Below are 25,296 nucleotides of genomic sequence, written 5' to 3'. Positions count from 1 at the left end.
ACAGTGATCTCCGCCACCCCGCGTCCCGCCCTGGCGGCGGGCCGCCCCTGAGACGCCGGCACCGAGGGCCAACGGCATGATCTCGCGCTTCTTCATCGAGCGGCCGGTCCTGGCCAACGTGCTGGCCCTGGTCATGGTGCTGATCGGCGCGGTGTCGCTCTTCAACCTGCCGGTGTCGCAGTATCCCAACGTCGTGCCGCCGACGGTCCAGGTCACCACCCGCTACCCGGGTGCGAGCGCCCGCACGGTGGTCGACACGGTGGCGCTCCCGATCGAGCAGCAGGTCAACGGCGTCGAGGGCATGCTCTACATGCAGTCGACCAGCGCGAGCGACGGCACCTACACCCTCACGGTCACCTTCGCGATCGGGACGGACGGCGATCAGGCCCAGGTGCTGGTGCAGAACCGGGTCGCGATCGCGATGTCGTCGCTGCCGCAGGCGGTCCAGGTCCAGGGCGTCACGACCCAGAAGAAATCCACCGCGGTCCTGCAATTCGTCACGCTGTCAGCCAGCGACGGGAAGTTCGACAGCCTGTTCCTGTCGAATTACGGCGTCATCAACGTGCAGAACGAGCTGGCCCGGCTGCCCGGCGTCGGCAACGTCACCGTGTTCGGCGCCGGCCAGTACGCGATGCGGATCTGGCTTGACCCTGACCTCGTCCAGGCCCGGGGCCTTACCCCCGACGCCATCATCAACATCGTGCAGCAGCAGAGCCAGGAGGTCACCGCGGGCGCCGTGGGGATGCCGCCGGTCCCGGCAGGCCAGGACTTCCAGTACACGCTCAACGTCAACGGGCGGCTCAACAACGCCCCGGACTTCGAGAACATCGTCGTCAAGGCGGATGCGCAGGACGGCGGCCGCATCACCCGCCTGCGTGACGTCGGCCGCGTCGAGCTCGGCGCGCAGACCTACAGCCAGTCCTTCACCCTGAACGGGCAGCCCGCCGCCGGCATCGGCATCTACCAGCTGCCCGAGGCGAACGCGCTGACGGTGGCGAACGCGGTCCGCACCCGGATGGCCGAGCTCGCGAAGACCTTCCCGTCGGGCCTCGTCTACGCCATCCCGTTCGACACGACGGAGTTCGTGCAGGCCTCGATCCACGAGGTCTACATGACGCTGTTCGAGGCGGCCGTCCTGGTCCTGATCGTCATCCTGGTCTTCGTCCAGGACTGGCGCGCCATGCTGGTGCCGGCGACGACGGTGCCGGTGACGATCATCGGCGCCTTCGCCGCCATGGCGGCGATGGGCTTCAGCGTGAACCTCTCGACGCTGTTCGCGATCGTGCTGGCCATCGGCATCGTGGTGGACGACGCCATCGTGATCGTCGAGGGGGTCTCCCACCACATCGACGAGGGCCTCTCGCCCCGGGCGGCGGCCGAGAAGGCGATGGAGGAGCTGTTCGGCCCGATCATCGGCATCACCCTGGTGCTCATGTCGGTGTTCGTGCCGGCCGCGTTCCTGCCCGGCCTGACCGGGCAGCTCTACAAGCAGTTCGCCCTGGTGATCGCCGCCACCGCGCTGATCAGCGCGATCAATGCCGCCACCCTGAAGCCGACCCAGTGCGCCCTGTGGCTGCGCAAGCCGGTGCCGCCGGAGAAGCGGAACGTGTTCTACCGCGGCTTCAACCGCGTCTACGGGGTCCTCGAGGGCTGGTACGCCCGGCTGATCGCCACCATGGTCCGGCGCAGCGGCCTCATGGTCGCCGTGGCGCTCCTGCTGATCGGGCTCGCCGGATGGGGGCTGACCCGCCTGCCGACCGCCTTCCTGCCCACCGAGGACCAGGGCTACGTCCTGATCGGCGCACAGCTGCCGGACGGGGCCTCGAAGGAGCGCACCGACGCGGTAATGCAGCGGATCAGCGTCCAGGCGAAGGCGACGCCGGGCGTCGACAACGTGCTCTCGATCAGCGGGATCTCGGTCCTCGATTCGAGCGCCAGCCTGCCCAATGCCGGCGTCGCCTACGTGGTTCTCAAGAACTGGGATGTCCGGGCCAAGGAGAAGGGCCAGGATCTGCGCAGCCTCTATGAGCGCTTCAACACGATGCTGGAAGGCGTCGAGGACGCCGACACCTTCGTGCTGATCCCGCCGCCGATCCAGGGCATCGGCAACGCCAGCGGCTTCACCATGCAGATCGAGCTGCGCAACGGCGACTTCGACTACCCCCTGCTGGAGAGCGTCGCCCGGACGGTCGTCGCCGACGGGAACTCGCAATCCGGGCTGCGGAAGCTCAACACCTCGTTCCGGGCCGGCGTGCCGCAGATCGCGATCGCGGTGGACCGGGTCAAGGCCGAGGCTCTCGGCGTGACGGTCGGGCAGGTCTTCTCGACCCTCTCGAGCTACGTCGGGTCGTCCTACGTCACGCAGTTCAACAAGTTCGGCCGGACCTTTCAGGTCTACGTGCAGGCCGCGCCCGATTACCGGCTCCGCCCCGAGGACGTCGAGAACCTGAAGGTGCGCGCCGGCAACGGCGTGATGGTGCCGCTCGGCACCGTCGTGGAGATCAAGTCCGTGCAGGGGCCGTCCCTGATCAGCCTGTACAACCTCTACCCGACGGCGACGATCGTGGGCGGGGCGGCGCCGGGCTTCAGCTCCGGGCAGGCGCTGGACCTGATGCAGCAGATCGCCGCCAAGGTGCTGCCGCCGGGCACGGGCTACGACTGGACGGCGATGTCGTACCAAGAGAAGGCGGTCGGCGCGCAGATCTACCTCGTGTTCGCGCTGGCCATCCTCCTCGTCTACCTGGTTCTGGCCGGCCAGTACGAGAGCTGGATCCTGCCGCTGGCGGTCCTGCTCGGCGTGCCCCTGGCGCTGCTGGGCACGGTCGGGGCGCTGCTGCTCCTTGGCGTCGCCAACAACCTCTACACGCAGATCGGCCTGATCCTGCTGATCGCGCTGGCGAGCAAGAACGCCATCCTGATCGTCGAGGTCGCCCGCGAGAAGCGGCAGGCCGGCCTCGACATCGCGGCCGCCGCCGTGGAGGCGGCGCGGCTGCGCTTCCGCCCGATCCTGATGACCTCGTTCGCCTTCATCCTCGGCGTGCTGCCGCTCGTCACCGCCTCCGGGGCCGGGGCCGCGGCGCGCAAATCGATCGGCATCACGGTGTTCAGCGGCATGCTCGCCTCGACCTGCCTGGCGGTGCTGTTCGTGCCGTCCTTCTACGTGATCCTGCAGCGGATCGAGGAGCGCCGCGCGCACCGGGGGCAGCCCGGGCCCGTCGCGTCCCCGCCCCCGGCCGGGACAACCCCCGAGACCGGACCGGCGTGAGCCGGAGCGCTGACGCGGCGCTGCTCCGCGCCCTGCGGTTCACGCCCCGCGCCTCCGTCACCGCGCGACGCCGTTCCCTCCGACGCGCGGCGCCGGATCCGCGACCGGACTTCCAAAGACCACGCGTCCGGCATGCTCGACCGTTGACGGCCTTACATCGCCCACCCTATTAGATATAGCATTAGCTATAATGATGGGTCAGGGCTATGACGCACACCGGCGCTCCGCGTCGCCTCTCGGCTCCAGGATCGGTCCTGTGCAGCCTCGCCGCGGCGCTCGGGTTGGCCGCGGCGCTCTGGGTGGCCGCAGCGCTCGGGCCGGCACTGGCCCAGTCCCTGCCCACCGCCGCCGAGAACCTGACGCCGGGCGACCTCGACAGCGAGCATCTGTTCGGCTTCACCGAGGGGAGCGACCTCGGCGTTCCCGAGGAGGCGGAGTTGGAGTGGGAGACGAGCGGGCGCCTCGGCCGGCGCGTCGCCCGCTTCCTGACCGTGGACAGTTCCCTGGCCCTGAAGGTGCCGCTGACCAACGATTTCCGCCTGGCCCCGGGCGTCACCTTCAACGCCTACGACATCGGCGCGCCGGGCACCCCGGCCCGGACCACGGGCGGCTTCAACGGCGGCTTCCTCGAGACCCGGGTGCGCCTGATGGATCGCCGGACGGCCCCCTTCGGCCTGACCCTCAACATCGTGCCGGGCTACGGAACCGTCGACGGCGGGACGGGCGTGCCGGCGCGCAGCTTCGCCACCGAGATCGGCCTGCTGGCGGATCGCGAGATCATCCCCGGCAAGCTGATCGCCGCCGTCAATGTCGGCTTCGCGCTCTCGACGACGCGGCTGACCGTGATGGACGCGCCCGTGCGCGGATCGGGGATCGAGGTGGCGGGGGCGCTGGCCTACTGCGTCCGGCCCGGCCTCTTCCTCGGCGGCGAGGCACGCTATGCCCGGACCTACGACGGCTTGGCGCTCGACCGGTTCGCGGGCGAGGCCGTGTATCTCGGACCAACCGCCTACATGACCCTGTCACCCCAGGCCTGGGCCTCGTTCACCTGGAGCTTCCAGGTCGCCGGCCAGGCGACGGGCGAGCCCGGCCCGCTCGACCTGTCGAGCTTCGACCGCCATCAGATGCGGTTGCGCGTCGGGTACAGCTTCTGATCGCGGCCCTGTCGCCGCACCGCGGCCTGCGAGCCTCAGGGTGGGCGGACAGGCGCCGAGAACGCGACCCTGGTGGAGCAGTCGAGGGACCGAACCGCCCGTGCCGACGGGCGGGAAGCGGCCCTGACGCGACGAGAAGAGGGACTGGCTGCCTCGGAGCAGGTCTTCCGAAAAGGCCGTTACATGCCGAACATGTTCGCAGTCGGAGCATGCAACGTGAAGGCATGACCCTCATCAATCCAGCCGCTTCCGGCGTGACCTTGCTCGATGTAGCTGATCTCATCGGCGCTGGAAGCGTAGTAGTGCCGTCCGCTCTCGGTGTTGACGAACCGCTCGACGGTCAACGCATGCGATCCCGCGGCGGTCGAACTCGCATAGGCGTCGAACGCAACACCGTCATAGTTGTAGCCGGAACCGTCCGAGAGAAGCCCGTCGCGCTCCGCGGTGCTGGTCGTGTAGAAGTGGTCGCCGGTCGTCGGGTTGGTGAATCGAAAGACGTCAGCCGTGACAGACGACGACACTGGCGCGGCCCAGCCGACGCCCTGATAGGCGTAGCCCGACGGGGTGCTCTCAAGTTGCGCGCGTTCTGCGACGCTTGCCGTGTAGAAATGCCGTCCTGAGGCGGCGTCGTAGAAGTGAAAAACCGGCTCAAGCGCCGCGGCGCCCGGACTGGCCTGATAAGCCCGCATGTAGTCAATATTCATCTGCGCGGGAAATGGCGTCGACGCGTCGGCGTCACCCGGCCAAGAGCCGCCGACGGCGAGATTCGCGATCATGTACATGGGCTTGTCCAGACCGGCCGGCGTCGGCGTACGATAGATCTCCTGTCCGTCGAAGTAGAAGGTCAACGTGTCCGGTTGCCAGTCAACGCCGTAGGTGTGGTAGCCGCCGCTCATGTCGGCGACTGCGGAGATCCCCTGGCTCATCGTGTGGTTGCCGGGTGTCTGGCCGGGCGCCAGGCTGTGCACCGTGGTGTAGAGCGTGCCGGGATCGTGCCCGAGCATCTCCATCACGTCGATCTCGGGCGGCCAGGAACCGTCCGCCGGGAGCAGCCAGAACGCCGGCCAGAAGCCCTGACCGGCGGGCAGTTCGGCCCGCATCTCGAAATAGCCGTAGGTCTGGCTGAAACTGTGGAAGGTATTGACCATTCCCGACGTGTAGGGCTGATCCCCCAGGTCATGGAGCATAGACGGATCCGACGGCGCGGCGGTGATGGTGAGGATGCCGTCGTGGACGCGGAACGGGTTCGGGAGCGCGCTGCCGTCGGGTTGATCGGCGCGGACATACCATTGCTGCTCCTGATTGAAGGGCCGCGTCCCGGTCGACGTGACGTGGATGCTCCACTGCGGGCCGCCGGACGTGTCGAGACCCGAAGTGCCGTCCCAGAGCGGCAGGGTGTCGAAGTCCTGGCTGTAGGTGAGTGTCGCCGTCTGGGCGAGATTCCTCGGATCAATGGCCACGGATCACCTGCCCATTCGTGCCACGCACTGAAGTGGCCGCGCCGCACAATACAATCATAAGCTGCATCGGAAAACAGGGCGCCTGGGTCCTGACGATGATTGCCGGGCACCGTCTGGTCGATGGCACGACGCGCGGGATGCCGCCGTCGATCCGAGCAGATCGATACGGAGGAGCCGATCGACAGCGGATATTTATCTATATATTCCCTGTCATCCGCCGCGATTATTGATTTATAACGAACATTGCTCTCCTTTGCCGCTTTTATCCACGCAATATTACTATAAATAACATTCGAGCACGTCATTTCTGCGACGCATATTGCTGTCCGCGACCCAGGCCGGACGCGGTTGGACCTCCTCCCTCGGCGGTGTCGTGACCGGCCGCACGCAGCAACGGCAGGCCGCAGGCTCGGTATTCTTTACCGACGCTCGACACTGCAACCCATAATTGTACTGCCGGTTACGCATCAAAACCGGAGGTGCCCATGTCGTCGTCCCCTCTCGCCGCGCTCAACCCGTCGTCACGCTCGCTCGAATGGCTGGTCGGGTCCGGCGCGCTACTGTCCTCCACCGCACTGTCGACCGGCCAATTGACGAGTCTCGGTCCGATTACCTCGCTCATCGAGAGTGCCGTCGACGTCGGTGCGGCGGACGAGGGCGGATCACCGCTTCCCGGCGCGCTGGCCGATACCGCGAACCAGATCGTCCTCGACACCCATGCGCAGCTCGAGAACGCGGGTCATCAGGTCGCGGCGCTGAACGGCCCGCTCCACGGTCTGACCAATCTCGGCGAGACGGTCGGGCTCGGTCATATCGGCGAGGGCGGCAACCTGATCACGGACCTGACCGGCGCCGTCGCCAACCCGACCGATGCCGGCAGCGTCGTCCCGGTGTTGAACGATGCCGGGCAGGTCGCCGAGGCTGCCGGAACCTTGCTGAATACTGTCACAGCATTGCCCGTGGCCGGCAACGGCCTTGTCGGCTCCGGCGGCACGCTCGCGCCGGCGGTGGGGATTCTCAACCAAGCCGTCCTCGACCTGCACACGACGCTGGAGGATGTCGGCCATCAGGTCCCCGTGCTCAACGCGCCGATCCACGCCCTCACGGGCCTCGGCGAGACGGTCGGCCTCGGTCGCATCGGCGAGGCGGGCAATCTCCTGACCGACACGCTCGCCGTGCCGGGATCGCTCCTCACTGGCGGCGGCCTCGGCTCGGCCACGCCGGTCCTCGCGGATCTCGGTTCCGTCCTCGAAGCGACCGACACGCTGATCACCTCCGTCACCGGAGCCGCGACGGCCGGCGGGCTGCTCGCGTCGGGCGGCCTTCTCGCCCCGGTCGCGAATCTCGCGAACACCGCCGTCCTCGACGTCCACATGACCCTCGAGAATCTCGGGCACGAGGTCCCGCTGCTGAACGGCGCTGTCCACGGCCTGACCAATCTGGGCGAGACCCTCGGACTCGGCCATCTGGGCGAGGGCGGAAACCTGCTGACCGACGCCGCGGCCCTGCCCGGTGCCCTGCTGGGCGGCCAGGGGCTCGGCGCATTGTCCCCGATCCTCGGCGATGTCGGCGCGGTGGCCGGTGCGGCCGGCGGACTGCTCGGCGGCGTCACCGGCATCGTCGGCGACCTGGGGGGAGCGGGCGCGCCGGGCGCGGGCAGTCTCCTCACCCCCGTCACCGCCGCGGTGGATGGCCTGCTCGGCACCGTGACCGGCGGCGCTCCGGACGGAACCGGCGCCCTGCTCGGGCCGAACGCGCCGCTGCAGCCGGTGGGCGCTGTCGCCAACACGCTGATCGACACCGTCCACGGGGCGCTGGAGCAGGTCGGACACGACGTGCCGCTCCTCAACGACCCGCTCCACGCGGTGATCGCGCTGGGCAACACGGTCGGACTGGGGGAACTCGGCGACAGCCACAACCTGCTCACCGACACCATCAACCTGCCCGGCGCGATCCTGACCGGGAACGCACCCGGAGGCGTGGCGCAGGTCGTCGACGACCTCGGGCACGTGGCGGGCGCGCTGGGCGGCGTCGTCGGCTCCGCGACCGGCCTCCTCGACTCGGCCGGCGGCGGTCTCGGATCCGGCCTGCCGGGCGGCGGTCTCCTGGCACCGGTCACCTCCGCCCTCGGCGGCTTGACGGGGGACCAGGGTGCCGGAGCCCTCGACGGTCTCCTGGGCGGCCTGAACGGAGGCCCGGGTTCCGGCGCGGCCGGCGCGCTGCTCGGGACGAACGCGCCGTTGCAGCCGGTCGGAGACGTCGCCAATACGCTGATCGACGGCGTCCATGCGGCCCTGGAACAGGTCGGCCACGATGTGCCGGTCCTGAACGACCCGCTCCACGCCGTGATCAACCTCGGAACCACGGTCGGCCTGGGGGAGCTCGGCGGGTCGAGCAACCTCGTGACCGATGTCGTCAACCTGCCGGGGGCGGTCCTGAACGGCGACGGAGGCCCCGCGGTGGCGCAGGTCGCGAGCGATCTCGGGTCCGTGACGGAGGCGGCCGGCGGCGTCGTGGGCTCGGTGGCGGGGATCCTTCCCGCGGCCGGCGGGGACGGCCATCAGGCGGGCTCCCCGGTCGACGGCGTCGTCGCGACCGTGACCACGGTCCTGGGCGGGGGCGAGACCGGTGGGGCGGCGAGCGCCGTCGGTAACCTGCTCGGCACGCTCACCGGCGGCACGTCGGGCGAGCCGGGAGCCGAGACCCACCCGTTGATCGACGTGTCGGCGGGCCCGACGACCCCGACGCCGGTGGCGGACGTCGCCGTGCTCACGCCCGCTGCCGATCCGGCCCACACCGTCGACGTGAGCGCGGTCGCGGTGAGCGCCGATCAGCCGAGTCTGGCCACGGCGAACCTGCTCAGCGGCGACAGCATCCACCTGCCGCAGACGGGCGGCGGTGCCGACTCCCTCGTCGGCCACCTCGTGGACGCGGTGTCGGGGACCTCCGCCGCGCCGGCCGAGGCGGGCGCCGCCCAGGGCGTGAGCGTCGATCTCGGCGTCGCCACGATCGATCTCGGCGGCCACACCGAGGTCCAGCACACGGACCCGACTTCTCACACGGCCACGAGCGGCCTGCACCTGCTCGGCCTGTGAAACGCGGCCCCCGCCGCCGACGCGGCGGGGGCTTCCGCGACGCCGGGGCCCGACCCGCTTCGGCCCGAACCGCTCCGCTGACGTGCCAAGCCGAGGGATCGACCTGTGACCGATGAACGCGTGTTGCGTGTCGCGAAGCGGCGCGAGTTCTGGTCCGCCGTCAGGGCCGGGCGCACGTGCCTGATCACCGTGATGATCGTCAGCGGTCTGATCAATCTGCTGATGCTCACGGCCCCGATCTTCATGCTGCAGGTCTACGACCGGGTGCTGCCGAGCCGGAGCATCGCGACGCTCGTCGGTCTCGCCGGCATCACGCTGATGCTGCTCGTGATCCAGAGCGTCTTCGAGATCTTCCGTGCCCGGATCCTGGCGCGCTTCGCGCGCCTCGTCGACGAGCGCCTCGGTCCGCGGATCTTCCGGACCCTGCTGGTCCGCGGCGCCGAGATGCCGCGCAGCGATGACGGGCCCCAGGCCCTGCGCGATCTCGACACCGTCCGCGGCTTCGTGTCGAGCATGGCGGTCAGCGCCTTCTTCGACCTGCCCTGGGTGCCGCTCTACGTCGCGGTCTGTTTCCTGTTCCATCCCTGGCTCGGCGCGGCGGTGGCCGGGGGTGCCCTGTTCCTGTGCGTGCTGACGATCCTCACGGACTGGGCCTCGTCCGCGTCCACCCAGGAGGCCGTCCGAACGGCCGGTGAGCGCCGGTCCTTCACCGACATGGCGCACCGGACGGCACCGCTGCTCTCGGCGCTCGGGATGCGGTCCCGCATCGCGGAGCTCTGGCAGGTCCGGGCCCGGCGGAACCTCGATGTCGCGGCGTACGGGAACGACCTGGCCATCGGCTTCGGCACGACGGCGCGCCTGCTGCGCACGGTGCTGCAATCCGGCATCCTCGGCCTGGGCGCCTTCCTCGTGGTGCGCGAGGAGGCGACGGCCGGCGTGATGCTGGCCGCCACGATCCTGTCCGCGCGCGCCCTCGCCCCGGTCGACCTGGCGATCGCCAACTGGAAGTCGTTCTCGGGCGCCCGGCAGGCCTGGGGCCGCCTCGTCGCGTTCCTGCCCCGGCGGGAGCCCGCCGCCCTCACGCCGCTCCCGGCGCCGCGGGAGAGCGTGCGCGTGACGGCCCTGTCGATCGCGGCGCCCGGGACCGACACCCTGGTGCTCCACGACGTCAACGTCGCCCTCGCGCCCGGAAGCGCCCTCGGGGTGATCGGGGCCAGCGGCTCCGGCAAGTCCACCTTCGCCCGTGCCCTCGTCGGGCTGGCGCGCCCGAACCGCGGCGTGATCCGCCTCGACGGCGCGGCGATCGATCAGTGGGATCCCGATGCCCTCGGGCGCGCGGTCGGCTACCTGCCGCAGGACATCGAGATGTTCGACGGCACGATCACCGAGAACATCACGCGCTTCGATCCCGAGCCCAACCCCGAGGCCCTGCTGGCGGCTGCCCGGGCCGCCGGCGTGCACGAGGTCGTGCTCCGGCTGCCGGGCGGCTACGACGCCCGCGTCGGTACCGGCGGCCTGGGCCTCTCCGGGGGTCAGCGGCAGCGGATCGCGCTCGCGCGGGCGCTGTACGGCGATCCGTTCCTCGTGGTCCTCGACGAGCCGAACTCGAATCTCGACGTCGACGGCGATCGCGCCCTGTCCGCCGCCGTGCAGGGCGTGCGCGCCCGCGGCGGCATCGTCGTGGTGATCGCGCACCGGCCGAGCGCCCTGGCGGCGGTCGATCGCATCCTGGTCCTCGGGGACGGGCGCGTGCAGCTGCACGGCCCGCGCGACGAAGTTCTGTCGAAGCTGAACGCCCTGACGCGGCAGACGCCCACGAGGGTCGCATGACGACGGATCGCACGCCTGACGGGCCGGCTACGGATCCGACTTACGAGACGCGCCGCTCCTTGCGGCGGCACGTCGCCGGCGTCGCCGCCGTGATCGTGGTCGCCACGGGCGCGGGGGCCTGGACGGCGGCGACGGAATTGTCCGGCGCCATCATCGCCACGGGCTCGCTGGTGGTCGAGAGCAACATCAAGAAGGTCCAGCATCCGACCGGCGGCGTCGTCGCCGAACTGCCGGTTCAGGAGGGCGCGCGCGTCCAGGCGGGCGACCTGCTGGTCCGCCTGGACGCGACCACCGCCAAGGCCACCTACGACAGCGTCACCAAGAGCCTGTGGGAGATCGCGGCGCGCAATGCCCGGCTGGAGGCCGAACGCGACGGCCGCGCGAGCCTCGCCATCGCCCCCGAACTCGAGGGAGCCGGACCGGATGTGGCCCGGATCGTCGACGGCGAGCGCAAGCTGTTCCGCTTCCGACAGGACGCGCTCCAGGGCCAGAAGGCGCAGCTCCGCGAGCGGGTCGGGCAGCTGAACGAGGAGATCAAAGGCCTGTCCGAGCAGGCCGCCGCGAAGGAGCAGGAGACCGCGATCATTGGGCGGGAGTACGAGGGCGTCGAGGATCTCTGGCGGAAGAACCTCATCCAGCTGACCCGGCTCACGAGCCTCCAGCGCGACATGTCCCGCCTGAAAGGCGAGCGCGGCGTCCTCGTCGCCAACATCGCGCAGACCAAGGGCAAGGTCTCGGAGACCGAGCTGCAGATCATCCAGCTCGAGCAGAATCTCCGCAGCGACGTCGCGAAGGAGCTCGCCGAGAACCGCGCCAAGGCGGCGACGCTGACCGAGCAGCGGATCACGGCCTTCGACCAGCTGCAGCGCATCGAGATCCGCGCGCCGCAGACCGGCTACGTGCACGAACTCGCGGTCCACACCCGCGGCGGTGTGATCTCCCCGGGCGAGCCGATCATGCTGATCGTGCCGACCGCGGATTCCCTCGTCGCGGAGGTACGTGTGGCGCCGCAGGACATCGACCGGTTGCAGACCGGTCAGGCCGCGGGGTTGCGCTTCCCGAGTTTCGACCAGCGGACGACACCCGAACTCAACGCGCGCGTGACCCGGATCGCGGCGGATGTGAGCGAGGACAAGCGGACCGGCAGCTTCTACTACCTCGTTCGCCTGGGCGTGACGAAGGAGGAGATGAAGCGACTGGACGGGGCCAAGTTGATGCCCGGCATGCCCGTGGAGGCCTTCATCCGCACGGCTGACCGAACGGTGCTGTCCTACCTCACCAAGCCGCTCGTCGATCAAGCCCGGCGGGCGTTCCGGGAGAAGTAAGATCCGCCGGGTCGCCCGCATGGACGGTCACGGAACCTGCCGAGATCGCGGAGCCGATCCCTACAGGACCGACTGTGTCGCGCTCGGCGAAACGCCGGTCCGAGCACGGGGAAGCACCGGCCAACGCACGTCCGCCTTCGCGGGCGGCGCGCATGCGAGAAGCCATTCCGCTTCCACCCGCTGCATTTGTTCAACGCGGGCTGTGGAGCATCATCGCCTGGCGGCGGACGCACTGGGCAGGGGGCCACGGTGCGGAGGCGTGGGGTCACGAAGCCTCACAACGAGCACGGCTGCGAGCGCGGCGGTGACCGCGAGGATCGCGATCGTCGTGAGTCGGTCAGGCGGTCTCCGCTTCATGGCCACGTCTTAGCAGCTGCGCCTGCTCCCCGCAGGATGCGGACCTGACACGCCCCGACGCGCCCGGCTCCGATCGGGCGCCGGCCGGCGCCGTGCCGATCCCGGTGCACATGGCTCGGCGCTGCGACCTTCTCCGATCCTGCTACCGGTTGGTGTCAGACGCCCGCGGCCCGATGGGTTCGCAGGAGACGAACAGGCTCACGAACCAGAACAGGGTCATGGCGGCGATCGCCGCCGCGGTCCCGAACAAGGGGCTGACGATCAGCGCGGCCAGCACGCCATGCTTCCACATCAGGGTAATCGCGATGAGCCAGCCGAGGCTCGCGGCGATAGATACCCGGATGATGCAGCATTCGGATGCCTGCATCACAACCTCCAAGCTCCATATACAACGCATACGTGCATGAAACGGTGATGGTTCAATGTGGCAAACTGCTGGGTTCGCGAGGGATCAGCTGCTCGGCACTGCCGAGCCGGGGCCGACGGCCCCTTCTCACGCGCGCGACAGCGGGTGAGACAATTCGGCATCCTCCACGTTCGATCGTCCGTCACACGAAGTGCGGCGGCAGGATCATGACCTGGGCGTGCACGACGAGACTGAACGCCATGGCGGCCGTCACGACGGCGTCGACGAGACGGTTCGTCAGGGTGATCGGCTTGGTCATCGTGGCCCCGTCAGCTCGGCTGTTCCGAGGCGGCCTTATGGTCAAGCTGGATGTCGCCAGGATTGCTCCGATTGTTGCATGAGGCTGGCAGGATCGACCTGCGCCAGCCGGGGCGCTCGGATTCCGGTCTCCCGCTTCGCGACGACGCTCTCATCGCGGTCCTTCGCGAGAGGCCGACCGCCGGGACGTCAGCCAAGCCCTGCCGCAGCCGGAGCAGGCGGAAGGAGCGGTCTGCCGCTCAGCACCGACGCGGGCCTCGCGCCCAGCAGCGTACGCAGCTTCCGCGGGTCTTCCGTGTCTTCGGTCTTCGGGTATCGGGCGTTCTCCGTGTTGAGGAGGTCCACAGCCCGCTTCAGAGCAGGTCCGGGGGCGGCACGGACCATGAGGTGGCGAGGTTCGAGGCCGGAGACGCGCTGCTGAGACCCGCGCCCGCCTCACCTTGGGTCGCGGCGAGGGTCGCACGCCGCCGCTGAGGCTGGAACGCGTTACCGGTCACCCTGTCGGGCGCCGCCATCCTGCTGTGTTCACAGGCCCATCGGCAGGTGGGCAACGCAACGGCGGGTGCTGCTCAGGTTCTGCGTAATCCGAACCCGAGGCGCCGGGGGATTTCCCGTTGAGGTGACGCTAATCCGGCATATACCACTTTTAGTTGCATTAGCCATCTGGAAGAGGGGACGGCGCGTCAGATGTCGGAAGCCATCCTTGCACGCGATCAACGGACGGAGTGGTTGCCGAGAAGCCGGATCGGTCTCCTGATTTTCGTGCCGGGCGCACTGCTGTGGATCTCGATCGTCCTCTGCATGCTGCCGATCACAGTACTCGCATTCCCTGCAGAATGGATGTTCAAGAACAGGCCGAACCTCCATGCGACAGCCGTGACGATTCTCGTGTGCCTCGGTGCAGCCAATGTCGTGATCGCTCCGGCGACCGTGCTCTACCTCCTGTATGCCTGACTGGCGGGCGGGCTGTGTGCTCCGCCGCAGGAACCAAGCTTGCGGACATCGCCTCGGTACGCTGATGCGACGGTGAATCATGGCTCACATCGAGACGGTGTCGGTTCAGGATCAATCCATGCGTCCCTGGATGGATCGCTTCCTCACGATGATCATGGTCGCGGGCGGCGTGGCGACGGTGGTGTGGATCGCCGCGATGCTGGTGGTCGGCTGGCAAATGGCCGTCGTGCTGATGGGCCTGAGTGCGGTCTGACAGGCGTCCCTGCCTGAGGGTTGCCGCCGCTGCTCCCGAGACGCCCCTTCCGCGACGGGGTGCGGGACCACGGGCGCCCGATGGCGAAGCTGAGCGGGGTCAGCCTCCACCGCCGCCCCCTCCCCCTGTTCCGGGTCCGCCGAGGTTGCCGTCCTTGTTCGGCGTGTTCCAGTGGATGATCCCGTCGCCGGCGGGACGCGGCGCGGTATTGGGCGGCCGCGGGAAGGCGAAGGGGGAGAACGCAGTCGCGCCGCGCGGGACGGGGCTGCTCGCTCGAGAACGCCGCGCGACAGCTTCGGTGCTCACGAAGCCCGCGAGCGCGACAACGAGCCACCTGATCGCCGCGCTATGCATGATCGACTTGCCTCGCGCTGAGGTGCGCCACCGAGCGGCGACGGCTGTGCGCAGGGTAGCAGGATCGCTGCGCTTTCGCAGCGGCAACCCAGTCCCTCCGTCTCGTCAGCGCGCGCAGGACGTCCGATGCCGTATAGCGGTTCGCTTCTGCTTCCAGCTTGGCGAAAGCCAGCTTCGAGGTTCGGTCGATGGCCACAAACAGGTCGAGTTTGCCTTCTTCTGTCCTGAGCTCGGCGATATCGATGTGCATGTAGCCACTGGGTGATCGGCGAAGCGCTTCTTCTCGGGCTTGTCGCCTTCCGTCCGGTAGGCGCCTGGTGCCGTGCCGCTCCAGGCAGCGGTGCAGCGACGAGCGGGTCAGGTGCGGGATCGTGGGCTGTAGGCCGTAGAGGCAGTCGTCCAGCGGCAGCAGGGTGTGCCGGCGGAAGGCGACGATGATGACCTCCTCCGCTGGGGTCAGAACCGTCGAACGGGGCTGCTTCGGCCCCATAGCGGCGTCACCTGTCGTCTGCCGCGTTCGCCACTTCTGGACTGTCGTCGGGGCATCCCTCGCAGCATGACGGTCGACCGTACCACCACACCGCGGGATCAAACATCGAGGGTCTTGCCTGTAGCGGCCGAGCCATCGATGCTGCGCCGCAGCGGATGGCCTACGACGGGAGCGACCCTTGGAAACGATCGGCCGTGACCTGCGGGAGATGCAGCGCATACCCCTCGCTGCATCGCATGTCGCCGCATTGCGGGCGATCGGGGCCGAGAAGCACTACTCCGCAGGCGCCTTTCTCGTCCGTGCCGGTGAGCCAGCCGATCGCTTCGTGTATGTCGAGGCCGGCGAGATCGAAGTCGTGAATCCCTTCACAGACGAGCGCCATCTCCCATCCACCCTCGGTCCGACCCAGTTCATGGGCGAAATCTCGTTCCTGAACGGCGGCGTTTGGTCGATGCCCATGCGGGCCAGCGCAGATACGGTCGTCACCGAGGTGCCGCGCCCCGAGATGCTGCGACTGATGTCCGAGATCCCGGAGATGTCGGACATCATCATCACAGTCCTCGCCGCACGGCGGCGGCGGCAGCTCGACTCGCACGACGGCACGCTCGTGCTCATCGGCGAGGACGACGACCGGAGCGTGCGGCGGATCGCCGAGTTCGCGAGCCGCAACCGGCTTCCTTACAGGACCTATCCGTTGGGCAGCCCGGAGGCGGCAAGCGTCGCAACGGCCTGCTCGATCTCGGCAAACCGACCGGCGGTCATCTTCGGCCGGGACGTGGTCGTGACCGAGCCGACGCCCGCCAAGGTCGCGCGGCTGCTCGGCCTCGACTACAACCTCGTCGACGACGAGGCCTTCGACGTCCTCATCGTGGGCGGCGGGCCGGCCGGGGTGGCAGCGGGCGTCTATGCGGGTGCAGAGGGGCTGCGCGCGTTGGTCATCGAGGATGTGGCGATCGGCGGTCAGGCCGGCACATCGAGCCGGATCGAGAACTACATGGGCTTCCCGACCGGGATCTCGGGCGCCGACCTCGTCTGGCGCGGCGAGATCCAGGCGATGAAATTTGGCACTCGCTTCGCGATGCCGCGACGGGTGGCGAAGTTGGAGCAGCTCGAGGACGGATCGTTCTGTGCGACGTTTGACAACGGCCGGCGCGTTCGGGGACAGGCCGTCGTCGTCGCGACCGGCGTCCAGTACCGAAGGTTGCCGATCGACCGCCTCGAAGCGTTCGAGGGCGCCGGCATCTACTACGCTGCGACGGAGATCGAGGCGCGCTACTGCCGGAATGCCGAGGCAATCATTATTGGCGGCGGCAACTCGGCGGGCCAAGCTGCGATGTATCTCAGCCGCTCAGCGCGACACGTTCGCCTCCTGGTGCGCGGGCAATCGCTCGCCACCTCCATGTCGAGGTACCTGTCGAGCCGGCTCGAGGCAGACCCGGCGATCACGATCGAGTACGGGGCCGAAGTCACCGACCTGCACGGCGACGACCATCTCGACGCGGTGACGATCCGCACCGTCGCCGACGGAGCGACGCGCAGGATCTCGACCTGCGCCGTGTTCGTCATGGTGGGCGCCGCCCCCAATACCGGCTGGCTCTCGGGGCTCGTCGAGCTCGATGGACACGGCTTCGTCCTGACCGGAGACGCGATCGGCGCGCATTCGCCTTACGCGACGTCGCATCCGGGAATCTTCGCGGTCGGCGACGTCCGCGCCAGCTCCGTCAAGCGGGTCGCAGCCTCGGTCGGCGAGGGATCGGTCGTCATCTCCAAGGTGTGGGAGCACGTTCGGTCGTAGAGTTCGCCGCCCGGGACGCACACGATCGGAGCGCCGGATCGACGAACGGCCGTTTCTGGGAAGCTCTGCTGACTATCTGCCAGACTGTTTCGGGTGGCTTCCTGCCCGCCTGCTTCCGATCGGCGGATGTCCCGAAGCGGACATCTCCACGGGGACCGCTCACGCCCTCGCCGCACCTTCGAACAGCTTGTCCCAAGGTGTCGGGGATGGGAGCATACCACCGAGGAATGCCGGGAAAGCCTTCACGTTTGGATCGCCGCGTCGGCTCTCCGGCCACAGCGCCGTGAACACAGAGCGCTCAGTGGCGAAGCTCTGCAGGACCGGCACGAACGCGCCCCGCTCGACCTAGTGACCGGCCAGGTCACCACCACGACGCGCTCTTCTGAACGTCCAAGATGGGTGGATCTGAAACGGCCCGCTTTCGACTGGCATAGACATGGAAGCAGACGTGCCGCGACGCTTCTTGATACGCGAGCCCATTGGCAGATCATTTAGCGGGCAGGGCCAGAAATTCATTCAAAAATTGACAAGCGGACCTTTTCTCGAAGCCGTCCAATAAGTAGAAGACGTGCAGTCTTCGATGGTCAAATTCGGGAACGTCATCGCGAAACGGCAACCACCCTTTTCCGACGTGCGAACACTCACGCTTGCGGCGTGAATCTTGGCGATGGCGGCGACCAGGCTGAGGCCAAGGCCGTTGCCGGGGGTCTGGCGGGACATCTCGGCGCGGTAGAAGCGGCGGAAGACCTTCTCGTGCTCGCTCGCCGGCAGGCCTGGGCCGGTATCTTCCACGGCCACCTCGATCGCTTGGCCGGTCCAGGCGACCCCGACCCGGACGGTCCCTCTGGGGGGCGTGAACTTCACGGCGTTGTCGATGAGGTTCGACAGGGCCTCGAAGCAGAGGTCCCGGTCGCCGTGGACGGTGAAAGGCCCCACCGCCGACAGGACGAGCCGGACGCCCCTCTCTTCAGCCTCGGGCTCGAAGAAGTCGACCGCCGCAGCGGCGACCTCCCCGAGGTCGACCGGCGCGAAGGCGGTCCGGCGGCCCTCCTCCATCGCGCCGATCCGAAGCACGGCCGTCACCATCGCGAGTGTCTGGTCGATCCAGGCGAGGCCCTGATCGATCGCCTCGTGCAATTCCGCCACCGTTCGCGCCTGCGCCCGGCTGCGTTCCAGCCGGGCCCGCAGGCGGGTCAACGGCGTCCGCAGGTCGTGGGCGACGGCATCGCCGACGCTGCGGACTTCGCCCATAAGTTGCTCGATCTCGTCGAGCATGCGGTTCACGTTGGCGGCAAGGCGGTCGAACTCATCGCCCCGGCCTCCGACCGGCAGGCGCTTGCCGAGGTTGCCGCGCATCACCTCGGCGAGCGCCACCTCGGTGGCGGCGAACCGCCTGCGGCCCCGGCGGGCGAGGACGAGGCCGCCGATCCCGGAGAGCGCCAGCATCGGCAGTAGCCCGAGGCCGAGCGCCCGCAGCGTCGTGACCCGCACCCGGTCGATGTCGTCGGTGTCGTGGGCGATCACCACCGTGCCGCCACCGGGCAGCGCCAGGGCCGCGGCCCAGATCTCGTCGGCGAGGCTGCGGCCCCCGACCTCCACCGTGGCGTTCACCCGGTAGGCATCCCCGTCCCGCGGCAGCCCCTTCGGCATCGCATCGAGGTTACCCGCGCGCCGGCCGCCGTCCGGAGCGAAGTAGCCGCCATAGTGCCGGGCATGCGGGTCCATGGCGGTCCAGGTGTCGACCCGCAACGCCGTGGCGGCGGGGTCGGCGGCGGCCGCGCGGACTTCCAGCCGCAGGGTCTCGGCGAGTTCCTCCCGCAGGTAGGAGGCCGTCTGCCAGTAGATGAAGGCGAACATCGTCAGGGCGAGAAGCACCGACCACAGGGCGATCCCCACCGCCCACCGCAGGGTGGTCGAGCGCAGGAGGTCAGTCATCGGGCGTGAGGGTGAAACCGACGCCGCGGACGTTCTGGATCAGGGGCGCCTCCCCGGCCGCCTCAAGCTTGCGGCGCAGGCGGCCGAGATGGACGTCGATGAGGTTCGATTTCGGAGTAAAGCGGTAGTTCCAGACCTCCTCGAACAGCATCGCCCGTGTGACGATCCGACCGGGCGCGCGCATCAGATAGGCGAGGAGCTTGAGTTCCCGAGGCAGGAGGTCGAGGTCGCGCGCGCCGCGCCGGCCCGTCCCGGCGATCAGATCGATCTCCAGGCTTCCGACCCGCAGCAGCGTCTCGCGGGTGTCGACCGGGCGGCGGAGCAGCGCCTCGATCCGTGCGGCGAGTTCGCCGAGCGCGAAGGGCTTGGCGAGGTAGTCGTCGCCACCCGCCCGGAGGCCGCGGATGCGCTCGTCGACGTCGCCGAGCGCGCTGAGGACGAGGGCCGGTGTCCGGTCCCCGTCCCGGCGCAGGTCCTGCAGCACGCCGAGCCCGTCCTGGCCGGGCAGCATCCGGTCGAGGATGATCGCGTCCCAGCCGCCCTGCCGCGCCGAGCGAGCGCCGTCCGGCCCGGTCGCGGCCCAGGCGACCTCGTGGCCGCGCCCGCGCAGGTCGTCGCGCACGTCCCCGGCCGTGTCCCCGTCGTCCTCGATCAGCAGCAGCCTCGCCACGTGAACCCGGTCCTCCCGCGTTGCCAGTGTGTCGCATGTCGGCCCTGCGGCCTGCGCGAGGAAGCGACTGTGAACCAGAATTTAGTGGCGCCCCATCGGCTTCGTCCAATTTATTAGAATGACTCTAGCGCGCACCTCGGGCCCTGTTCGGCTGGGCGCGATCCTCAGCGGGCTCCTCCGATGTTGTTCCTGCTACGCCGCTTCCCCGCATCCGCCGCGATCCCCCACCGCTGAGGGAGTCCACACATGCCCCGGAAGCGGCGGCCCCGCCGCCTCATCAACCGTTACGCCCAGAGCCGGCTCTACGACGTCGAGACTCGCACCTATGTCTCCGTCGAACGCCTGCGGGAATGGCGCGGCGAGGGCTTCGAGGTTGTGATCCGCGAGGTCGAGACCGGGCGCTTCGTCAGCGACGAGGTGCTCCCCACCGGCTTCGACGCATGAACCTCATCCTCACCCGCGCGGCGTCCGGCCCGACCGGTCGGCAAGCTGCCTGTCCATGTCGCTGAACGCCGAAGCGTCCGCGCGCCCCGCGGAGGTCTCCGAGGCATCCGAGACAGATGGCTTCGGGCGCGGGGATGCCTCCGCGCCGGCTCCGATTGTGAGCCGGAGCCGCGCGCCGCGAGCGCTGCTCATCCTGGCGGTGCTGGCCGCCGTGGCCTTCGCGGGCTGGACCTATCGCGGCCCAATCCTCGCCGGCCTTGGCCTCGCCCCGCCCGCGGTCCCCGAGGCGAAGGCGGACCGTTCCGACGACGCCCCGGCGAACCCCGATCTCGTCACCCTCGACGGGGCGGGGCAGACGCGGATCGGCTTAGCCTTCGGCACGGCGGAGACCCGCCGGATCGTGCTCCCGGTGCGGGCGCCGGGCACCGTCGCCTTCGACGAGCGGCGGGTGACGCATCTCAAGCCGCGCACGCAGGGACGTGTACTGAGCCTCGCCGTCCAGCCCGGGGACCGGGTGACGGCGGGGCAGACGCTCGCGACCCTCGATGCAGCCGGCCTCCTCGACGCCCGCAACGGGCTTCAGGCGGCTGAAGCCGCCCTCGGCGAGGCGCGGGCCTCCGAGGCGGTGGCGGCGCTCCAGGTGAAGCGTGGGCTGGAGCAGCTGAAATTCGGGGGCGTGGCGCAAGCCGAGGTCGAGCGGCGGCAGGTCGATCTCGCCAAGGCACAGGCGGCGGTGAAATCTGCGCAGGCGAACGCGGAGATGTACCGGGCGCAGTACCGGCGCCTCGCCCCGGCCGAGGGCGCCGCGCCGGGCACCAGCGCCGTGGTCACGCCGATTGCCGGCGTGGTGACGAGCGTCGGCATCACCCTGGGCGAGGTCGTCGATACCGGGCGCGACGCCTTCACGGTGGCCGATCCCACCCGTGTCGTCGTGCTGGCGAACCTCTACGGGGCCGACATCTCCCGGGTGAAGGCCGGGGATGCGGTCTCGGTGGAGAGCCCGGTGCCCGGCCATCCGCCCTTCGAGGGCCATGTCCGCTCGGTCAACGCCGCCCTCGATCCGGCGACGAACACGGCGCCGGCGCGGATCGAACTCGACAACCCGCAGGATCTCCTGCGCGCCAACCTTTTCGTCTCGGTGATGGTCGGGGCTGATCTCGGTCGCGACGGCGTGACCATCCCGGCGGCGGCCGTGCAGCAGACGGACACCGGCCCCATCGCCTTCGTGCGCACGGCCCCGGACAGGTTCGAGCGGCGGGCCCTGACGCTGGGCATCCAGCGCACTGACTGGGTGGAGGTGCACCGAGGCGTGGCGGCGGGTGAGAGTGTTGCGACCGCGGGCAGCTTCGGCCTGAAGGCCATCCTGCTGCGCAGCCTTCTCGGCTCGACGGATTGAGCGCCGGCGATGAAGAGCTGGTTCGCCATCCTGGTCCGCCGCCGCTTCCTCGTGCTGATGATCGCGCTGGCCGCGGCGGCGGGCGGAGCCGCTAACCTCGGAGGTCTCTCGATCGACGCGGTGCCGGACATCTCGCCGAAGCAGGTGATGATCCTCACCCTGTCGCCGGGGCTCGGCCCCCTGGAGGTCGAGCGGCTCGTCACCTTTCCGGTCGAGAACGCGATGGCCGGTGCGCCGGGGCTCTCCAACGTCCGCTCGACGTCCCGGGCCGGCGTCTCGGCGGTCTACGTCACCTTCGACGAATCCGTGTCGGTCACAGCGGCGCGGGCGGAGGTATTCCAGCGCCTGCCCCAGGCCAAGAGCCTGATGCCCGCCGGAGTCGGCGATCCGCAGATGGGTCCGATGGCGACCGGGCTCGGCGAGATCTACCAGTTCGAGCTGCGCGGGCCCGCCTACACGCCGATGCAGCTCAAGCGCATCCTGCAATGGACCATCGCGCCGAAGCTGAAGCTCACCCCCGGAATCGCCGACGTGAACATCTACGGCGGCCAGATGCCGACCGAGGAGGTCCGCGTCTCGGCGGACGCGCTGCGCCGCTACGGCGTGACGCTGGCCCAGGTCTACACGGCGCTCGCCGAGAACAACGCCGCCCGGGGCGGCGCCTACATCGAGCACAACGACCAGCAGGAGACGATCCGCGGCCTCGGCCTCGCCAAGGGCCCGGAGGACATCGCGAACATCGTCGTCGCGACGGGCCCCGGCGGCGTGCCGGTGACGCTCGGCACGCTGGGCACGGTGCAGGAGGCCCCCAAGGTCCGGCTCGGCGCCGTCACCAACGACGCGGAAGGCGAGACCGTCGTCGGCATCGCGATGATGCGCTACGGCGAGAATGCCAGCGCCGTGGTCGCGGAGGTGAAGAAGACGATCGCCGCCCTGCGCCAGCAACTGCCGCCAGGGGTCGAGATCGTCCCGTTCTACGACCGCAGCGCGCTGGTGGACCGCACCATCCGCACGGTGGAGCACAACCTCCTCGAGGGAGCGGTGCTGGTGATCGTGGTGCTGCTCCTGCTGCTCGGCAACCTGCGCGCAGGGCTGATCGTCGCCGCCGCGATCCCGCTCTCGATGCTGATGGCGTTCGCCGGGATGCGGCTGCTCGGCCTGTCGGGCAACCTGATGAGCCTAGGGGCGATCGATTTCGGGCTGATCGTCGACGGCGCGGTGGTGATGATCGAGAACGTGCTCCGCGCCCGGGGCGAGCACCCGGACCGCCCGGCCCACGACGTGATCCGCGACGCCGCCGCCGAGGTGGCCCGCCCGGTGATCTTCGCGGTGGCGATCATCATCATCGTGTACGTCCCGATCCTCGCGCTGGAAGGCGTGGCCGGCAAGATGTTCGCCCCGATGGCGCTCACGGTGATCCTGGCGCTCGCCTCGTCGCTCGTCGTCACCCTGATCCTGATGCCGGCGCTCGCGGCGCTCTTTCTCACCGGGCGCGGTGTCAATGAGCGCGAGACGCGCCTCGTCCACGCGGTGCGGGGTGTCTACACGCCGGTGCTGCGCTGGGCCGAGCGGCACGCGTTCGTCACCGTGCTCACGACGGTCGCCCTGTTCGCCGGCTCCTGCGCGATGGCCACGCGTCTCGGGGGCGAGTTCCTGCCGAAGCTGTCGGAGGGCTCGATCGTCATCACCTCCGAGAAGCTGCCCGGCATCGCGCTGAACGCCTCGCTCGCCACCGTGACCCGCATCGAGCGGGTGCTGAAATCCTTCCCCGAGGTGAAGCGGATCGTCTCCCTCACCGGCAGCGCCGAGATCCCGACCGACCCGATGGGCGTCGAATCGACCGACAGCTTCATCACCCTGACCGACCCCTCGACCTGGAGGACCGCCGACAGCCAGGAAGGGCTCGTCGCGGCCTTCGACAAGCGGCTCCGGGAGGAGGTGCCGGGCGTCGCCTACAGCTTCTCGCAGCCGATCCAGATGCGGATGGACGACCTCTTGGAGGGCGTGCGCGGCGACGTCGCGATCAACCTCTACGGCGACGACCTGAAGGTCCTGAAGGACACGGCCGATTCCATCGTGCGGGTGGTCTCAGGCATTCAGGGCGCGGCGGACGTGAAGGCCGAGGCGCAGGCCGGGATGCCGGCGCTCTCGATCCGGGTCGACCGGGTCAAGGCCGCCCGCTACGGGATCAACGTCTCGGACGTGCTCGACGTGGTCGAGAGCATCGGCGGGCGCACCGCCGGCATGGTCTACGGCGACGACAATTCCATCACCGACATCGTGGTCCGGCTCGACCCGGCCGACCGCAGCGACATCGAGCGCATCCGCGCCCTGCCGGTGGGGCGGCCGCGCAAGGAGACCGGTCCCGCCATGACGGAGCCGCTCGCGATGGTGGCCTCGGTGGAGGTCACCTCCGGCCCGGCCCAGATCAGCCGCGAGCGGCTGCAGCGGCGGATCTCGATCCAGGCCAACGTCCGCGGCCGCGACGTGCAGAGCTTCGTGGACGCCGCGCAGAAGGCCGTGTCCGATCAGGTCAAGCTGCCGCCCCGCTACGCGCTGCAATGGAGCGGCCAGTACCAGAACCTGCAGGAGGCTACCGCCCGCCTCTCGGTGGTGGTGCCGGCGGCGCTGGCGGGGATCCTCGTCCTCCTCGTCGTGATGTTCGGCGACATCCGCCGCGCCGGGCTGATCTTCCTCAACGTGCCGATGGCCGCGACGGGGGGCATCCTTGCCCTCTCTGTGCGCGACATGCCGTTCTCGATCTCGGCGGCGATCGGCTTCATCGCGACCTTCGGCATCGCGATCCTGAACGGCGTGGTGCTGACGAGCACCATCCGCGACCTCGAAGCTTCCGGCCTGGACCCGCGGGAGGCGGCCACCCGGGCGGCCGAGAGGCGCCTGCGCCCGGTGATGATGACGGCCCTTGTCGCAGCGCTCGGCTTCCTGCCGATGGCGCTCTCGACCAGCGCGGGCGCGGAAGTGCAGCGCCCGCTCGCCACGGTGGTGATCGGCGGCCTGATCACCGCGACGCTGCTGACGCTCGTCGTTCTTCCCGCCGTCTATCCGGTGATCGCGACGTTGCGCCTGCCCTTCGGCAGGGTGAGCAAGCGACGGCATACGAAGCCCCGCCAGCGGATGCAGCAGGGGACCGGTCGATGAGCGCACTCACGGCGACGGCTGCGTTCGCCGGGGGGCGAGAGTACCGACGTTGCTCGCGACACAACCTGCCCGACTTTACGAGTTCGCCGCGTTGAACTGCTTCGATCATGGAATCTCAGGTACAGTCGCCGCCGACTTCGATGGCTACCGACCGTGCACGGCTGGTCGCAGATGACCGCCTTGAGCGAAAGCTTGGCCGCGATCCGGGCGGCCGGCATGGGTCGCCAGCGGAACGTCCGCATATGCCCCCATCTTCATAGCCTCGGCTCGGGTGTCTCCTTGACCTGACCGGTATTTTGGACCGAGCCGATTGCGAGACTACTGCATGCCGGCGGCCATGGGGAGCCGGGAGGCCAGATCTGGGAAGCAGATGGGGTGGATGGCTCCCGCTCCGACTGACGGCATCTCGATGCCAAGATGTGGTTGCTGTCAAAGCAGCAGCCACGCTCATGCAGGAGCCATCCCCATGGAGATCACCACCGTCGGCATCGATCTGGCCAAAAGCATCTTTCAGGTTCACGCCGTCGATGCAGTTGGGCACGTCGTCGTGCGCAAGGCCTTGAGGCGGGCGCAGGTCGTGCCGTTCTTCGCCAAGCTGCCGCGATGCCTGGTCGGCATGGAGGCGTGCGGCACAGCGCACCACTGGGCCCGGGAGCTCATGAGCCTCGGCCACGACGTGCGGCTGATGCCGCCGGC

General features: G+C 69.3%; 15 protein-coding genes and 2 pseudogenes. 12 read left to right on the top strand and 5 right to left on the bottom strand.

Annotated features, from left to right (window positions below; translation table 11 throughout):
* Nucleotides 1–76: 76 nt before the first annotated feature.
* Nucleotides 77–3,265, top strand: coding sequence for an efflux RND transporter permease subunit (locus tag ACLBX8_RS08760; RefSeq protein ID WP_447698156.1), 3,189 nt, complete (start codon nucleotides 77–79; stop codon nucleotides 3,263–3,265).
* A gap of 206 nt (nucleotides 3,266–3,471) precedes the next feature.
* Entirely contained in the window at nucleotides 3,472–4,419 is a 948-nt protein-coding gene (locus ACLBX8_RS08755; RefSeq protein WP_447698155.1) for a hypothetical protein, read from the top strand.
* Between the two features lie 179 nt (nucleotides 4,420–4,598).
* Here ACLBX8_RS08755 and ACLBX8_RS08750 read toward each other — a convergent pair whose 3' ends face one another.
* A complete protein-coding gene (locus ACLBX8_RS08750; RefSeq protein ID WP_447698154.1) occupies nucleotides 4,599–5,879 on the bottom strand; it encodes a family 16 glycosylhydrolase in 1,281 nt (426 codons plus the stop codon).
* 485 nt (nucleotides 5,880–6,364) lie between these two features.
* Between ACLBX8_RS08750 and ACLBX8_RS08745 the strand changes: the two genes are divergently transcribed.
* From ACLBX8_RS08745 to ACLBX8_RS08735, 3 genes are all read left to right on the top strand, one after another.
* Nucleotides 6,365–8,974, top strand: coding sequence for a hypothetical protein (locus ACLBX8_RS08745; RefSeq protein WP_447714982.1), 2,610 nt, complete (start codon nucleotides 6,365–6,367; stop codon nucleotides 8,972–8,974).
* Nucleotides 8,975–9,079: 105 nt separating this feature from the next.
* On the top strand, nucleotides 9,080–10,804 hold the full coding sequence (locus ACLBX8_RS08740) for a type I secretion system permease/ATPase (protein ID WP_100251533.1): 1,725 nt from the start codon (nucleotides 9,080–9,082) through the stop codon (nucleotides 10,802–10,804).
* Nucleotides 10,801–12,129, top strand: a complete 1,329-nt coding sequence (locus tag ACLBX8_RS08735; protein WP_091927776.1) for an HlyD family type I secretion periplasmic adaptor subunit — start codon at nucleotides 10,801–10,803, stop codon at nucleotides 12,127–12,129. Before ACLBX8_RS08740 ends, ACLBX8_RS08735 begins: the two co-directional genes overlap by 4 nt.
* Nucleotides 12,130–12,628: 499 nt before the next feature.
* Here the strand turns inward: ACLBX8_RS08735 and ACLBX8_RS08730 are convergent, their stop codons facing one another.
* Nucleotides 12,629–12,853: a hypothetical protein gene (locus ACLBX8_RS08730; RefSeq protein ID WP_020091090.1), complete on the bottom strand. Its 225-nt coding sequence runs from the start codon at nucleotides 12,851–12,853 to the stop codon at nucleotides 12,629–12,631.
* Between the two features lie 984 nt (nucleotides 12,854–13,837).
* On the opposite strand from ACLBX8_RS08730, the gene ACLBX8_RS08725 reads away from it, so the two are divergent.
* Both ACLBX8_RS08725 and ACLBX8_RS08720 read left to right on the top strand, forming a co-directional pair.
* Entirely contained in the window at nucleotides 13,838–14,104 is a 267-nt protein-coding gene (locus ACLBX8_RS08725; protein WP_091675883.1) for a hypothetical protein, read from the top strand.
* Nucleotides 14,105–14,183: 79 nt separating this feature from the next.
* A complete protein-coding gene (locus ACLBX8_RS08720) occupies nucleotides 14,184–14,357 on the top strand; it encodes a hypothetical protein (RefSeq protein WP_165923179.1) in 174 nt (57 codons plus the stop codon).
* 460 nt (nucleotides 14,358–14,817) lie between these two features.
* Here the strand turns inward: ACLBX8_RS08720 and ACLBX8_RS08715 are convergent.
* Nucleotides 14,818–15,252, bottom strand: a pseudogene (locus ACLBX8_RS08715) (IS481 family transposase); the annotation flags it as partial.
* Between the two features lie 127 nt (nucleotides 15,253–15,379).
* Here ACLBX8_RS08715 and ACLBX8_RS08710 point away from each other — a divergent pair.
* Nucleotides 15,380–16,996, top strand: coding sequence for an FAD-dependent oxidoreductase (locus ACLBX8_RS08710; RefSeq protein WP_447714981.1), 1,617 nt, complete (start codon nucleotides 15,380–15,382; stop codon nucleotides 16,994–16,996).
* A gap of 516 nt (nucleotides 16,997–17,512) precedes the next feature.
* Here ACLBX8_RS08710 and ACLBX8_RS08705 read toward each other — a convergent pair.
* On the bottom strand, nucleotides 17,513–18,931 hold the full coding sequence (locus ACLBX8_RS08705) for an ATP-binding protein (RefSeq protein ID WP_447698150.1): 1,419 nt from the start codon (nucleotides 18,929–18,931) through the stop codon (nucleotides 17,513–17,515).
* Nucleotides 18,924–19,601 carry a response regulator transcription factor gene (locus ACLBX8_RS08700; RefSeq protein WP_020091096.1) on the bottom strand — a complete coding sequence of 226 codons (678 nt, stop codon included), beginning with the start codon at nucleotides 19,599–19,601 and terminating at the stop codon, nucleotides 18,924–18,926. Before ACLBX8_RS08700 ends, ACLBX8_RS08705 begins: the two co-directional genes overlap by 8 nt.
* A gap of 246 nt (nucleotides 19,602–19,847) precedes the next feature.
* On the opposite strand from ACLBX8_RS08700, the gene ACLBX8_RS08695 reads away from it, so the two are divergent.
* From ACLBX8_RS08695 to ACLBX8_RS08680, 4 genes and pseudogenes are all read left to right on the top strand, one after another.
* The gene (locus ACLBX8_RS08695; RefSeq protein ID WP_091675875.1) at nucleotides 19,848–20,045 is read left to right on the top strand and encodes a polyhydroxyalkanoate synthesis regulator DNA-binding domain-containing protein; all 198 of its coding nucleotides are present in this window, start codon (nucleotides 19,848–19,850) and stop codon (nucleotides 20,043–20,045) included.
* Nucleotides 20,046–20,100: 55 nt separating this feature from the next.
* Complete coding sequence (locus ACLBX8_RS08690) at nucleotides 20,101–21,441, top strand: efflux RND transporter periplasmic adaptor subunit (RefSeq protein ID WP_447698149.1); 1,341 nt, start codon at nucleotides 20,101–20,103, stop codon at nucleotides 21,439–21,441.
* Between the two features lie 9 nt (nucleotides 21,442–21,450).
* Nucleotides 21,451–24,600 carry an efflux RND transporter permease subunit gene (locus ACLBX8_RS08685; RefSeq protein ID WP_447698148.1) on the top strand — a complete coding sequence of 1,050 codons (3,150 nt, stop codon included), beginning with the start codon at nucleotides 21,451–21,453 and terminating at the stop codon, nucleotides 24,598–24,600.
* A gap of 466 nt (nucleotides 24,601–25,066) precedes the next feature.
* Nucleotides 25,067–25,296: pseudogene (locus ACLBX8_RS08680) on the top strand (IS110 family transposase); the annotation flags it as partial.

It is taken from the genome of Methylobacterium sp. D48H (assembly GCF_053345715.1).
This window is presented reverse-complemented; position numbering and strand designations above follow the sequence as displayed.